12 protein-coding genes are annotated in these 13,966 nt (G+C 61.3%); 1 reads left to right on the forward strand and 11 read right to left on the reverse strand.

What is annotated here, in order from left to right; all coding sequences use genetic code 11:
• Positions 1–30: 30 nt before the first annotated feature.
• From ACM6IV_RS25795 to arnB, 9 genes are read right to left on the reverse strand one after another with little or no spacing between them, the layout of a single operon-like run.
• The gene (locus ACM6IV_RS25795) at positions 31–1,623 is read right to left on the reverse strand and encodes an ArnT family glycosyltransferase (RefSeq protein ID WP_414872188.1); all 1,593 of its coding nucleotides are present in this window, start codon (positions 1,621–1,623) and stop codon (positions 31–33) included.
• Entirely contained in the window at positions 1,623–3,002 is a 1,380-nt protein-coding gene (locus ACM6IV_RS25800) for a UDP-glucose 6-dehydrogenase (protein WP_414872189.1), read from the reverse strand. The genes ACM6IV_RS25795 and ACM6IV_RS25800 overlap by 1 nt, the downstream gene beginning before the upstream one ends.
• Entirely contained in the window at positions 2,999–3,403 is a 405-nt protein-coding gene (arnF, locus tag ACM6IV_RS25805) for a 4-amino-4-deoxy-L-arabinose-phosphoundecaprenol flippase subunit ArnF (protein WP_414872190.1), read from the reverse strand. The genes ACM6IV_RS25800 and arnF overlap by 4 nt, the downstream gene beginning before the upstream one ends.
• A complete protein-coding gene (arnE, locus tag ACM6IV_RS25810) occupies positions 3,400–3,744 on the reverse strand; it encodes a 4-amino-4-deoxy-L-arabinose-phosphoundecaprenol flippase subunit ArnE (protein WP_414872191.1) in 345 nt (114 codons plus the stop codon). The genes arnF and arnE overlap by 4 nt, the downstream gene beginning before the upstream one ends.
• A complete protein-coding gene (gene arnT, locus ACM6IV_RS25815; RefSeq protein ID WP_414872192.1) occupies positions 3,741–5,393 on the reverse strand; it encodes a lipid IV(A) 4-amino-4-deoxy-L-arabinosyltransferase in 1,653 nt (550 codons plus the stop codon). Before arnT ends, arnE begins: the two co-directional genes overlap by 4 nt.
• A complete protein-coding gene (gene arnD, locus ACM6IV_RS25820) occupies positions 5,390–6,274 on the reverse strand; it encodes a 4-deoxy-4-formamido-L-arabinose-phosphoundecaprenol deformylase (protein ID WP_414872193.1) in 885 nt (294 codons plus the stop codon). Before arnD ends, arnT begins: the two co-directional genes overlap by 4 nt.
• A complete protein-coding gene (gene arnA / locus ACM6IV_RS25825) occupies positions 6,274–8,265 on the reverse strand; it encodes a bifunctional UDP-4-amino-4-deoxy-L-arabinose formyltransferase/UDP-glucuronic acid oxidase ArnA (RefSeq protein WP_414872194.1) in 1,992 nt (663 codons plus the stop codon). The genes arnD and arnA overlap by 1 nt, the downstream gene beginning before the upstream one ends.
• Positions 8,262–9,278: an undecaprenyl-phosphate 4-deoxy-4-formamido-L-arabinose transferase gene (gene arnC, locus ACM6IV_RS25830; protein WP_414872195.1), complete on the reverse strand. Its 1,017-nt coding sequence runs from the start codon at positions 9,276–9,278 to the stop codon at positions 8,262–8,264. The genes arnA and arnC overlap by 4 nt, the downstream gene beginning before the upstream one ends.
• A complete protein-coding gene (arnB, locus tag ACM6IV_RS25835) occupies positions 9,275–10,423 on the reverse strand; it encodes a UDP-4-amino-4-deoxy-L-arabinose aminotransferase (RefSeq protein ID WP_414872196.1) in 1,149 nt (382 codons plus the stop codon). The genes arnC and arnB overlap by 4 nt, the downstream gene beginning before the upstream one ends.
• 447 nt (positions 10,424–10,870) lie before the next feature.
• Here arnB and xerC point away from each other — a divergent pair, with 447 nt between their 5' ends.
• A complete protein-coding gene (xerC, locus tag ACM6IV_RS25840) occupies positions 10,871–11,716 on the forward strand; it encodes a tyrosine recombinase XerC (RefSeq protein WP_238704415.1) in 846 nt (281 codons plus the stop codon).
• 6 nt (positions 11,717–11,722) lie between these two features.
• Here xerC and ACM6IV_RS25845 read toward each other — a convergent pair whose 3' ends face one another.
• The gene (locus ACM6IV_RS25845; protein WP_414872197.1) at positions 11,723–12,277 is read right to left on the reverse strand and encodes a membrane integrity-associated transporter subunit PqiC; all 555 of its coding nucleotides are present in this window, start codon (positions 12,275–12,277) and stop codon (positions 11,723–11,725) included.
• Positions 12,278–12,294: 17 nt separating this feature from the next.
• Positions 12,295–13,950 (reverse strand): intermembrane transport protein PqiB, encoded by a 1,656-nt coding sequence (locus ACM6IV_RS25850; RefSeq protein WP_414872198.1) that lies wholly within the window; start codon positions 13,948–13,950, stop codon positions 12,295–12,297.
• Positions 13,951–13,966 lie beyond the last annotated feature (16 nt).

Consider the following 13,966-nt stretch of genomic DNA (forward strand, 5'->3'; position numbering starts at 1 on the left):
GCGCATCCTGTCGGTCAAGAGTTCGACAGGTTACGGTTTGAGCCACAGCAATACATAGTCGTTTTTGTCGAAACGCCCGCTCAACACTGTCTGCGCGCTTTCCAGCGGCGTGCCCTTGAGGGATGGCCGATCGCTGCGATCCATCATCAGCCACGCCGGCCCCTTGAGCGCTTCCAGTTGCTGGATCGAGTCGCTGAACTGCGGTTGCAGATCCTGCTCGATGTTGACCATGAACTTGATCGCCTTCGCGTCCTTGCCCATGCCGTGCAACACCAGCGGCGCCGGGTTTTGCTGAACCTGGGCGAACACCGCGCGGCTGAATGCCTGAGTGTCGTACAAACGTCGCTCCACCGGCTCGAACACTGCCGCGTACATCGTCCATAAGGCCAACACCGCAGACAACGCCAATACCTCGACCCGCCAACGCGGGATCAACAATCGCGACAACGCCAAGAGTTGCAGCACGCCCAGCGCGATCAGGACCCAAGACACGTCACTCAACGGCTCGGTAAACCGCTGTCGGGCGACCAGCAACACCACCAGCAACAATCCCGGCGTGACCAGCCACAACCCCAGCATCAACCCGCGCAACCCGCGAAACACCCGGCCGTGCGCGACCTGAAACGGATACGCGGCAATGATCGCCGCCATCGGCAACATTGGCAGCAGATACCGCGCCTTCTTCGCTTGAGGAATCGACAAACCCACCATCACAATCAGTCCCGCTGCCGCGCAGTACTGCACCAGGCGTAATGTCGGGCCACGTTGCTGCGGTTTGCTCAGCCAGGTCGCTACCAGTACCAGCAATGCCAGCGGATAGGCCAGTGCGTAGTTGCCGAGCGAGCGGGTGAAGTAGTACAGCGAACCGCTGACGCCTTCGCTGCCGTCCATGCGCCCCAGGAACTGCATGCGAACCACGTCCTGCAAGAAGAGCGGACCACCGCTGAGTTTCGCCAGCCACAACAGCAGGCCGACGCAGGCTGCGAGCAACAGCGACGCCAGTACACCGAACACCAGCAGGCGCGACCACTCCCGGTCGAGCAGGTAATAGCTGCACAGCATGCCGGTCGGCACCACCAGGCCAATCGGCCCGCGAATGCCGAAACCGAGCAACAGCAGCGCGAAGATCAGCGGCCAGTGACGTCTGCCGCCGAAATGATCATGGGCATAACCCAGATAGAACACCGCGAAGGCCACTGCCGCGAGCATCAAATCCTGCGACACCGCGCGCACTTCAGTGACGAAACCGCTGGTGAGCATCAGCAAGGCAATACTGATCAGCGCCCAGCGCCGCGAGTACGGCGCCAGCAGTCGGTACATCAGCATCACGATCAATGCGCCCGCGATCGCACTCGGCGCCCACGCGGTAAACGCATTGACCGCACCGAACGGCAACGACAGCAGCCAGATGAACAGCGTCGAAAGCGCTGAATAATCCGCATACGGTTGACCATAGGTGGTCGGAAACACCGTCGGCCCATGGCGCAGCATCTCTTGCGCAAACAACACAAACCGCGAATCAAAACCGATCGGCGCCTGCCCGTGCACGCCGGCCATGAACAATAAAAACGCCAGCAGCCCTGCGATCAGGGATTGCCGGCGAATCTCAGGCGATAACCTCATCAAGCGACGTCGGACGCATGTGGCCACTGTTGCAGCGGGATCGGTAATTTACGCGATTCGCCCCGGCCCATCGGGAAGTATTGGAAACCGTTACGCGCCATACGCTCGGCGTCGTACAGGTTGCGGCCGTCAAAGATCACCGGGGCGTTGAGGCGCTGTTTGATCAGCTCGAAATCCGGGGCCTTGAACTGCTGCCATTCGGTGCAGATGATCAAGGCATCGGCGCCGGGCAATACCGATTCCGGCGTGCCCATGAGCATCAGCTTCGATTCGTCCGGGTAGAGGTTCTGGGTTTCCTGCATGGCTTCCGGGTCGAAGGCGCGCACGCTGGCGCCGGCGGCCCACAACGCTTCCAGCAGGACACGGCTCGGCGCGTCGCGCATGTCATCGGTGTTGGGTTTGAACGCCAGGCCCCACAGGGCGAAGGTCTTGCCGCGCAGGTCACCTTTGTAGAACGCGTTGATGCGTTCGAACAACTTGTGCTTCTGCCGCTGGTTGATGGCCTCGACCGCTTGCAGCAGATCGCTGGAGCAGTGCGCCTGCTCGGCGCTGTGGATCAACGCGCGCATGTCTTTCGGGAAGCACGAGCCGCCATAACCGCAGCCCGGGTAGATGAAGTGATAACCGATGCGCGTGTCGGCACCGATGCCCTGGCGTACCGACTCGATGTCGGCACCCAGGTGCTCGGCCAGTTCGGCGATCTGGTTGATGAAGCTGATCTTGGTCGCCAGCATGCCGTTGGCGGCGTACTTGGTCAGCTCGGCGCTGCGCAGGTCCATGAACATGATGCGGTCGTGGTTGCGGTTGAATGGCGAATACAGATCGCGCATCACGTCGCGCACTTCATCGCGTTCGCAGCCGATCACAATGCGGTCCGGACGGCGGCAATCGGCAACGGCCGAGCCTTCCTTGAGAAATTCCGGGTTGGAGACGATATCGAACTGCAGCAGGCGGCCGACCTTGATCAGGGCTTTTTCGATGTGCGTGCGCAACGTGTCGCCAGTGCCCACCGGCACCGTCGATTTTTCCACCAGAATCAGCGGTTGCTCACGATGGCGGGCGATGGCATCACCGACCGAAAGCACGTAGCGCAAATCCGCCGAACCGTCTTCACGCGACGGCGTACCCACGGCAATGAAGGCGACCCGACCGTGCTGCACGGCAAGTTTTTCATCGGTGGTGAATTGCAGGCGTTTTGAATCCAGACCTTCGCGCACCAGGCTGGCCAGCCCCGGTTCGAAGATGCTGACATGCCCCTGGCGCAACAGGTCGACCTTGTTCTGGTCGACGTCCATGCACACGACATCATGGCCGACCTCGGCCAACACAGCCGCTTGCACCAGACCGACATAACCGCTGCCAAATACTGTGATTTTCATGGAGCACTCCTGGATACGGGCGCACGAGCCGGACGCGTGTTGATGGTGATGACCCCGAGCATGACCAGCGCCACGCCCAGTGATTTGCTGAAACTGAAGGATTCGTTGAACAGCGGCAGACTGGCCGCCAGCAGATAAACCAGCGCGTAACTGATGCTCAGCAGCGAGTAGGCCCGGCCCAGGGGCAGATCGCGCAGGGCGGCGAGCCAGCAGAGCATCGACAGGGCGTAGGCAACAATCGCTGCAATGACCACGGCCAACGCCCGCCGATCGAGGCTGTCGACGGGCAGCCATTGTTCCGGCACGGGCAAGCGGGTCATGCTCCAGCGCATGCCCAGTTGTGCAGCGCTGACCAACAACACGCTGCCCAGCGCGAAGGTCAATCCACGGCGCGGGTTCATGGCGGTTGCCCCAGCAAAACGACGCCGCCGATGACCAACGCCACGCCGAGCCAGTGCCGGCGGTCGAGGGGTTCACGGAAGACCAGGCGCGCAATCAGGGTGATCAGCACGAAATTGAGGCTGAGCATCGGGTAGGCGCTGCCGACTTCCAGCCGCTGCAGCACCAACAGCCAGATCAACAGACCCGAGCCGAGGGCGAGCAGGGCCAGCCACAACCACGGCGAACGCAATTTGTCGGCCCAGCCCGACTCGACGCCGCGCCAGCTCTCCACGGCGTACTTCTGGGCGATCTGGCCCAGACAGGTCAGCAGGCACGCGGCCAACAGCAGCAACAGGCTCATGACGCCTCCTTGGGCAGGATCATGATCACCAGGTTGCCCTGTTCGTAACGGAGGCCGTCCTTGGGCAACTTATCGATTTCGTCCAGTTCGTCCTGCCCCTTGACGCGCATTACCACGCCGACCGCACCGCTGCGGCGTGCCTCGCGCATCCACTGTTGCACGTGTTCGGGATCGACCCGCTGTTGAATGCCGTCAGGATAGGCAAGGCCATATTTCAATTCGCCTATCGTGTTGTACAACTCCACGTGCGGCGTTTTCAGACGCCAGGCCAGCGCCGCAGCAGCCCCCAGATCGTTGCTCAACAGGTGGGTGGTCTGCGCCAGTTCCGCGACGTGATGCCTGATGAACTGATCCGGCATCTTGTTGGCCACCACCGACTTCGGCAGCGCCGCTGGCAACACCGCGATCAGCAACAGGCTGCCCAGCGCCGGTGCCGCCCAGCATTGCAGCGGCAGGAAGGCTTGCAGCAGGTTGGCGATGATCCAGCCGGTCAGCGCGATGAACACCAGCACCAGGCTGTGCAGTTCGTGGTCGTACACCGGTTTGCTCAGTTGCAGATAAACCAGCGCGATCAACACCGCGATCCCCAGCGCCAGATTGAGCAGGCCATTGATGCCCAGCGCGCGACCTTGCGCCAGGCGCAAACGGTCGGCGAGCGCATTGCCCAGCAGCAACGCCAGCGGCAGCAGGCACGGCAGGATGTAGGTCGGCAACTTGCCGTTGCTCAGGCTGAAGAACGCCAGCGGCATCAGCAACCACAGCAGCACAAAGACGATTTTCGGCTGGGTGCGGCTTTGCCAGGCTTGCTTGAGCGCGGTCGGCAGCAGTCCCGCCCAGGGCAAACTGAACGCCACCAGCAGCGGCAGGTAGAACCACCACGGCGCATCGTGTTGCGCATCGTCCCCGGCAAAGCGGCGGATGTGCTCGTGCCAGAAGAAGAACCGCCAGTAGTCCGGCTCCTGCGCCTGCACCGAGAGCACCCACGGCAGGCTGACGATGATCGCCACGGCAATCGCCAGCGGGCCGAATATCAGCAGTTCACGCCAGCGTTTTTGCCAGAGCATCCACGGCACGGCGATCAACACCGGCAGCAGCCAGGCAAGAAAACCTTTGGTCATGAAACCCATGCCACACGCCAGCCCCAATACCGTCCAGGCCACCATGCGCTTGCTGCCGGTATGGCTGTCGACGGCAAACCATAGCGCTACCAGACTCAGGTTGACCCAAAAGGTGAATTGCGGATCGAGGTTGGCGTAACCGGCCTGACCGGCCACGAGGGTGAAACTCATGTAGAGCAGGGCACAGACGAAGCTTTTGCGCGGCTCGTTCCACAGGCGCCGGGCGACCAGATAACACAGGAACACACTCAAACCGGTGCTCAGCGCCGACGCAAAGCGCACGCCGAACAGGTTCTGTCCAAACCATTCCTGACCCAGCGCGATTATCCAGTAACCGGCAATCGGTTTCTCGAAGTAGCGCAGGCTCATGTAGTGCGGCGACACCCAGTCGCCACTGAGCAGCATGCCCTGGCTGATCTGTGCGTAACGGGTTTCGTCGGGAATCCACAAGCCGTGCGTACTCAGCGGCAGCAGATAGGCCAGCAAACAGATACCCAGCAACAGCAGGGCGCGCGTCCAGCGTTCAGTCATGCGCCTTGCACTCCCAGCCAGCCTTCACGGCCGTCGAGGGCGCCGCGCTGCACGCGCCCCACGGGCAAGGTGTTGAAGAACTCGGGCAACAAATCGCCCAACGGTTTGAAGTCGATGTGACGCTGACGTGCCTCGGCCAGCAATTGACGGAAATCCTCAGCCATGAGAATCCCTTCCACCTCGGCATGAACGGTGTAGACGTTGAGTTGTTGCGGGCGGAAGTGATCAAGGATGAAGCTGTTGAAGTCTCGCGCCGCAACGATGGGGCCGACGATTTCATCGAAGGTCGGCAGGTCCACCGGAATCTGCGGCGTGCCCGGCGTGCCGTCCGCCAGCAGCGGACGGAAAACACGCGAGCCACGGCAATCGCTGTTGTAACGAAAGCCAAAGGCTTGCTTGGCCTCGATCACGCGCTCATCGGCACGCCAACCGGCCGCGGCCGAACAGTGGATTTTTTCGCCGAGAATATCGCTCAAGGTGTCGACGCCCTGGCGGATCTGCTCGATCAGTTGCGCATCGCTCCAGCGCCCCGCATTAGCCTGCCAGCCGTGGTGATCCCAGGCGTGCAGGCCGACTTCGTGACCGGCGTCGCGGGCCTGACGCATCAGGTGGCCGAGCTCGCGGCCAATCGGCTTGCCCGGCCACGCGGTGCCGGCCAGCAGAATGTCCCAGCCATACAGGCCGGCGGCATTGGAGCGAAGCATCTTCCAGAGGAACTGCGGGCGGATCAGGCGCCACAGATGCCGGCCCATGTTGTCGGGGCCGACACTGAAGAAGAACGTTGCCTTGATCTGCGCCTCGTCGAGCATTTCCAACAGGCGCGGCACACCTTCACGGGTGCCGCGAAAGGTGTCGACGTCAATGCGTAGACCGGCCTGCATCAATGCTTGTCCGCGATTTCGAGCATGGCTTCACGCAAGAAGAAATCCAGCGTGTTGCCGATGGTCTCGCGCATTTCCACGGTGGGCGTCCAGTCGAGCAGACGCTTGGCGTTGGCGATGCTGGGCTTGCGGTGTTCCACGTCTTGATACCCGGCGCCATAGAACGCCTTGCTTTCCACATCACGGAAACCGGCGAACGGCGGGAAGTTGTCGCGCAGCGGATGCGCTTCGAACTGGCGCAGCAGCTCTTCGCCCAACTGGCGGATGCTGGCTTCGTTGTCCGGGTTGCCGATGTTGATGATCTGGCCGTTGCACACGTCGTTGTCGTTATCGATGATCCGCGCCAATGCCTCGACACCGTCAGCGATGTCGGTGAAACAACGTTTCTGCTCGCCACCGTCGAACAGACGAATCGGCGTGCCTTCGACCAGGTTGAGAATCAACTGGGTGATGGCCCGAGAGCTGCCGATGCGTGCCGAATCCAGGCGGTCGAGGCGCGGGCCCATCCAGTTGAACGGGCGGAACAGGGTGAACTTCAGCCCTTTGGCGCCATAAGCCCAAATCACCCGATCGAGCAATTGCTTGGAGACGGAGTAGATCCAGCGCTGCTTGTTGATCGGGCCGACCACGAGGTTGGACGAGTCTTCGTCGAAATGCTGGTCCTGGCACATGCCATAGACCTCCGAGGTCGACGGGAAGATCACGCGCTTGTGGTACTTGACGCAGTAGCGCACCAGTTTCAGGTTTTCTTCGAAGTCGAGTTCGAACACACGCAGCGGGTTGCGGGTGTATTCGATCGGCGTGGCGATGGCCACCAGCGGCAGGACCACGTCGCACTTCTTGACGTGGTACTCGATCCACTCGGAGTGAATGCTGATGTCGCCTTCGACGTAGTGGAAGTGCGGATGGCTGCGCAGCCGATCGATGGCGTCGGAGCCGATGTCCAGACCATAGACCTCGTAGCGATCATCGCGCAGCAGGCGCTCGGACAAGTGATTGCCAATAAAACCGTTGACGCCGAGGATCAGCACGCGAGTACGACGTGGCGCACGGCCGGACTCGGCTCCGCGCAACAGCGAACCGTCAACCAGACCAAGTTCACTGGCCAGTTGCGGACCACTGAGGAACAGGCCGTTGTCGTTGCGCTGACCGGAGAGGATCACCAGCGAATCTTCGCCGCATGCAATGCGCAGTGGATCGACGCTGATCACCCGGCCCGGCGCCTGACCGTCGTTGCCTTGGACGACTTCGGCGCTCCAGACGATGAGTTTGTGCTCACCGACCGCGCAGAACGCGCCCGGATACGGCTGGGTCACGGCGCGCACCAGATTGAACAGGTGCTCGGCAGGTTTCGCCCAGAGCAGTTTGCCGTCCGCAGCAGTGCGTCGCCCGAAGACAGTGGCTCTGGATTCGTCCTGCGGGGTTTCGCTGGTTCTGCCTTGCAGCATCGCCGGCAAGGTGTCGCGCAGCAGATCGGTGGCGGCGATACGCAGCTTGCCGTGCAGGCTCAACGCGGTGTCGCTGCGTTCAATGGCGACACGCTGTTGGGCAACGATGGCGCCGGCATCGGCGCGTTTGACCATGCGGTGCAGGGTCACGCCAGTTTCGCTTTCGCCATTGACCAGCACCCAGTTCGCCGGCGCGCGACCACGGTAGCTCGGCAACAGCGAACCGTGCAGGTTGAAAGCGCCTTTTTTGGCAACGGCCAGCAGCGACTCGCTCAGCAGATTGCGGTAGTAAAACGAGAAGATGTAGTCAGGGGCGAGTTTGGCAATCCGCTCGATCCATAGCGGGTGGTTGACGTCTTCGGGAGCCTGCACCGGGATGCCTTTGCGTGCGCAGAGTTGCGCGACCGAAGCGTAGAAGGCGTTCTCTTGCGGGTCGTCGGCATGGGTGAACACCGCCGCAATGTCATAGCCACTGTCGAGCAGGGCTTGAATGCCGGCGCAGCCGATATCGTGATAAGCGAAGACAACCGTTTTTGCGCTCATGAGAGAACCTGATCATTGGAGGAAGAGAGACCGTCGACGGTGATGGCGCGCGGCGGCAGGGCGGGTTGGCCGCGCAAGACTTTTTCAACGAAGAAACGCGGGCGGGCGCGCACGTCGCTGTACATGCGCCCCAGGTATTCGCCGAGCAGACCCATGCCGATGAACTGGCCCCCGGTGAATACAAACAGCACGGCGAACAGCACGAACAGGCCGTCACCGGCCCAGCCGGCACCGAACACCAGCCGCAACACGATCAGCGCCGCCGCGAATACCACGCCCAGCCCGGCCATGGTGAAACCGACGATGCTCAGCAGACGCAAAGGCGTGGTGGTCATGCAGGTGATCAGGTCGAACATCAGGTTGATCAAACGCATCGGGCTGTACTTCGAATCACCGTGTTCACGCTCGGCGTGGGTGACGACGATTTCCGTGGTGTGCCGGGCGAAGCTGTTGGCCAGAATCGGGATGAATGTGCTGCGCTCCCGGCAGGCGAGCATGGCGTCGATGATCGTTCGGCGGTAAGCGCGGAGCATGCAGCCGTAGTCGCTCATGGCGACGCCGGTGGAGCGCTGCACGGCGAGGTTGATCAGCTTCGACGGATAACGGCGCAGGGCCGAGTCCTGACGGTTGCCGCGCACGGTGCCGACCACGTCGTAACCCTTTTCCGCTTCAGCGACCAGGCGCGGGATTTCTTCCGGCGGGTTCTGCAGGTCGGCGTCGAGGGTGATGACGACATCGCCTTTGCATTGCTCGAAACCGGCCATGATTGCCGCGTGCTGGCCGTAGTTGCGGTTGAGGATGACCGCCACGAAAGGGCTGTCTTCACGGGTCGCGGCTGCTTCCAGAAGATAAGCGGAATCGTCACGGCTGCCGTCGTCGACAAGGACAATTTCATAATCGTGACGCAGCCTGCGGCACGCGGTTTCAGTGCGTCGCAGCAATTCCGGCAGGCTGTCCTGTTCGTTGTAGACCGGGATGACGATCGACACACAGCGGATCGGATAAGGTTTCACGGGCGTTTGTCCATAAGAGTGGCAATGGCAGCGACCACGCGATCAAGGTCTTGATCGCTCATGTCGGGGAACAACGGAATCGAGCACAGTCGCGCCGAGTTCCATTCGGTGTTCGGCAGGTACAGGTCGGGGTTACGCTGGCGATACCAGGTGTGCAGGTGGGTGGCGATGAAATGGATTCCGGTGCCGATGCCTTGGTCCTGCAAACCCTTCATGAAGGCTTCGCGGTCGATGCCACAGCGCTCACTGTCGATGCGCAGGATGAACAGGTGCCAGGCGTGGGTTTGCGCGTAGGCGGGCAGGGCCAGTGGCTGCACCGGCAGGCCTTCGAGTTTTTGCCGGTAAGCGGTGGCCAATTCAGTGCGACGGGCGTTGATCGCGTCCAGCCGCTGCAGTTGCACCAGCGCGATCGCGGCATTGATGTCGGCGAGGTTGTACTTGAAACCCGGCTCCATCACCTGTGCCTGCGGCTTGCGGCCCCCGGTCAGGCGATCGTAGGCGTCGACGCCCAGACCGTGGAACTTGAGCCTGCGCACGCGGCTGGCCAGCGCTTCGTCATCGGTGACGAACATCGCGCCTTCGGCACAGGTCATGTTCTTGATTGCGTGGAAGGAGAAAATCGCCGTGCCTCGCGCGCCGACAGGGCGGCCCTTGTAACGGGTGCCAGCAGCGTGGGCGGCATCCTCGATAACGGCGATGCCGTGCCTGTCGGCCAGCGCGTACAGCGGATCGAGATCAAATGCGGCGCCGGCGTAATGCACCGGAATGATTGCTTTGGTGCGCGGGGTGATCGCCGCTTCGATGCGCGTGGCGTCAGTCATCAAAGTGTCGCGATCAACGTCGACGAACACCGGCGTGGCACCGAGCAGCGAGATCATGTTGGCCGTCGACACCCAGGTCTGCGACGGCGTGATGACTTCGTCCCCCGGACCAACGCCCAGGGCCAGCAACGTGATGTGCATGCCGCCAGTGGCCGAGGAAAGTGCTACTGCATGCTGGCAACCCACATAGTTGGCGAATTGTTCTTCCAGGGCCTGACATTGAGGACCCGTAGTAATCCAGCCGGAACGCAATACTTGTTCAACGGCAGCTATCTCATCATTGCCAATACTCGGCCGGGAAAACGGCAGGAACACTTGACTCATAAGAACCTCGAGGCGACAGCCATCCTTCAGCCGATTGTCTGAAAAACACGGGATTTCAATGGGTTGAGAGACCGGCCGGGGAATGCCTGATTGACTTTTAAGTCCACGGACGGCAGGGTTGCAGGCCTTTCGGGGCAACCTGTCGTGATTAAGGTTATGCGCGTTTTTGTGAAAGGAACATGAAAAAGCGGTCGGCGATTCGTCTATCTGTAAGCCATACAGCCACCGTTCAGACTTCTTCCGTTCATCGGCTCTTTTAATTGAAAAGCCCAGCGAAAGCGTCGTTCTTTATATAAGTTTGTTTGCACTTTTAAGTTGTTTCGTTGAACTGTTTTCCATTCAAGGCCGTTTCGTTTGATTGACTTGTCGAGTACTCAATCCACCCCGTCCAACACTAATCCGCTGACGCTTTATCTGACGCGCCTGGCGCCCTCCAGCCAACTGACCATGCGTTATGTCTTGCAGGACGCTGCTGACCGCCTCGGCTTCGAAGACGTGGACATCGAGGAAATCCCCTGGCACGGGCTGCAACCGGAAGACGTCGTGGCACTGGTCGCCGCGTTACGCGCCGACGGCTATGCACCGAACACTTCTTCGCTTTATGTGAATGCCGTGCGCGGCGTGATGAATGAAGCGTGGCGCATGAGCCTGATCTCTCAGGATCATTTGTTGAAGATGCGCTCGGTCAAAGGCATTGCCGGTACGCGCTTGTCCCAGGGACGCAATTTGAAGCGCACCCTGATCCACGAATTGATGGAAGTCTGCGCCGCCGATCCGCGCCCGCAAGGGCTGCGCGATGCGGCGGTAATTGCGTTGTTGTACGGCACCGGCATGCGTAAATCGGAGTCGGTGGACCTGGACCTGAATCAGGTCGACTTCACTGAACGCAGTCTGACCGTCACCGGCAAAGGCAACAAACAACTGATCAAGTACGCGCCGGCGTGGGCGTTTGCCAAACTCGATGCCTGGCTGGAACTGCGCCGCTCGCAACTCAAGGAAGGCGAGAGCGACGACGCCTTTCTGTTCAACCGCATCCGTCGCGGCAGCCATATCACCCGCGAGCGCATCACCAAACACGCGATCTATTACATCGCCCGTCAGCGGGGCACGCAGGTCGGGGTGAAGATCATGCCCCACGACTTCCGTCGTTCGTTCATCACGCGGGTGATCGAGGAACATGATCTGTCGATTGCGCAGAAGCTCGCCCACCACAGCAACATCCAGACCACCGCCAACTACGATGTGCGTGATGACAACGAGCGGCGGCGTGCGGTGGATCGTTTCGATCTGTAGGCGCCGTCAGGACGGGGAGGGGCAGGTGCGCGCGTTGCCGGCTGCCGCCCGGCTGATCTGATCGGCCAGACGTTTGACGTTGTGCTGCTGGGCACCCACCAGATCATCGATGGTCGGGCCGGACGGGGTTTGCAGGGTCGAACGGCAGGTCAGCGAGCCACTGTCCGTGGCGCCGACGGGACGCAAGCGCCATTTGGCGTCGATCAGGCCGTACTGCCCGGGGATCGAGTCGAAGCGTTGCACTTCGATGCGAACCGAAACGTTGCCTTGCCCACTGGTATTGCTCAATTGGTCGGCCAACGCACCGCGCAACTCATCCGCCAGTGTCGCCCCCCACCAATCGGTTTCCAGAATCGCCAGGCCGCTGTTGCCTTGGCGGATAACAATTTGCGCCCGGTCGACCTGCGGCGGCACGCTCAGCGCCTCAATCGGAATCTGCGCGCCGGTCCGGGTGTTGGCGACCTGCACCGGCGTCAGGGTGTGAAAGCTGATCGGGTCGCTGCGACAGGCGCCAAGCAGCATGAACGCAGCGAGCACGGTGATTTTCAGCGGTAAAGCCATTGCGGTAGCTCCTGTGCTCAATTGCGTGGCGGTCCTTTGAGATCCAGCGGCGCGGCGTTATCGGGACGACCGCGAATCAGCGATTCCGGATGCCGGCCGAGGTAATCCGACAGTTCACGCAGCGAACGCGACATGCGCCCGAGTTCGTCGAGGGTTTCCGTGAGTTTCTCGCGCTGCGGCGAATCTTCGGCGAGCGTCGAACTGGCCGACTGCAAGGTCTTGCTGACATCGGCGAGGGTGCTCTGCACGCCCGGCAAGGTCTTGGCATTAAACTGGGTCAGGCCTTTGCGCAGCTCGACCAGATTGCTGTCGAGGTTGCTGGCGATGCGGTCGACCGGCAGCTTGTTGAGCTTGTCGACCACCGCTTCGAGTTTTTCCTGCAACTGTTCGAGGCTGCCGGGCACGGTTGGAATCACCACCGGGCGCGCCGTGGGGTCAAAGGCGACTTTTTCGGCTTTCGGGAAGAAGTCCAACGCAACGTACAGTTGACCCGTCAGCAGGTTGCCACTGCGGGCCTGAGCGCGCAGGCCATTGTCGATGAAGGTGCCCATCAGACGAATGCCGGCCGCTTCGTCGTTGGGGTCGTGTTTGAACGCGGTGAGCATTTTGCTGTAGGCCTGACCGAGGCGCTGCGGGTAAATGACGATGCCGACGTTCAGCGGGAAGCTGCGCTTTTTCGCGTCGAAATCGAGATTGATGGCCACCACCCGACCGATTTCCATGCCGAGGAACTCCACCGGTGCGCCGACCTTGAGGCCGCGCAGGGACTGGTCGAACCGCAGACTCAGGTATTGCGCCTTGCCGTTGGGCGGTGCGAGGGCCGTCTGTTGGTCTTCGAACAGTTCGAAGTCCTTGTCATCGGCGGCGGCCACATCGTTGGGGCTGTAGTCCGGCGCGCGGAAGGCGATACCGCCTACCAGCATGGACGACAACGATTCGGTTTTGACCTGGAAGCCGTTGGCGCCGACGTTGACGTCGATACCGCTGGCGTTCCAGAAACGGGTGTTTTCGGTGACGAACGCATCGTTGGGCGCGTGAATGAACACTTCGATGTTCACGCCTTTACCGTCAGGCGCCAGCGCGTAGGTGACGACCTGGCCGACAGGGATCTTGCGGTAATACACCGGCGAACCGATGTCCAGCGAACCGAGATCCTGAGTGTGCAGCATGAACCGCTTGCCCGGTTCGCCGTAGGTGATCGGCGGCGGGTTTTCAAGGCCCTTGAATTGTTTGGCGCGATTGTTGGACTGCCCGATGTCGGCGCCGATGTAGTCGCCGGAGAGCAGGGTGTCGATACCCGACACGCCGCCTGCACCAATACGTGGGCGCACCACCCAGAATTGTGAATCTTCGCGGGTAAAGCTTTCGGCTTGCTTGGCCAGTTTGATGGTGGCGTTGACGCTCTTCTGGTCATCGCTCAATGCGACATCGGTGACCTGACCGATCACCACGTTGCGGTACTTGACATCAGTCTTGTTCGCCACCAGCCCGCTGCCGGTCTTGAAGTTGACGGTGATGCTGGGCCCTTCCTGCATGATGTTGTGCACCACCAGCGAGATACCCACCAGCACCGCCACGATCGGCACGATCCAGACGAGTGAAATGCCGAAACGGCGGGTTTTGACCGGGGCCTGGCCTGGCGCTCGCGGCTCGTCGGTGGCTGACGACTTCATCCATGTCCTCCTCGAT

Origin of the sequence: Pseudomonas sp. IT-347P, from assembly GCF_949768005.1 — a bacterium.
GTDB lineage: Bacteria > Pseudomonadota > Gammaproteobacteria > Pseudomonadales > Pseudomonadaceae > Aquipseudomonas.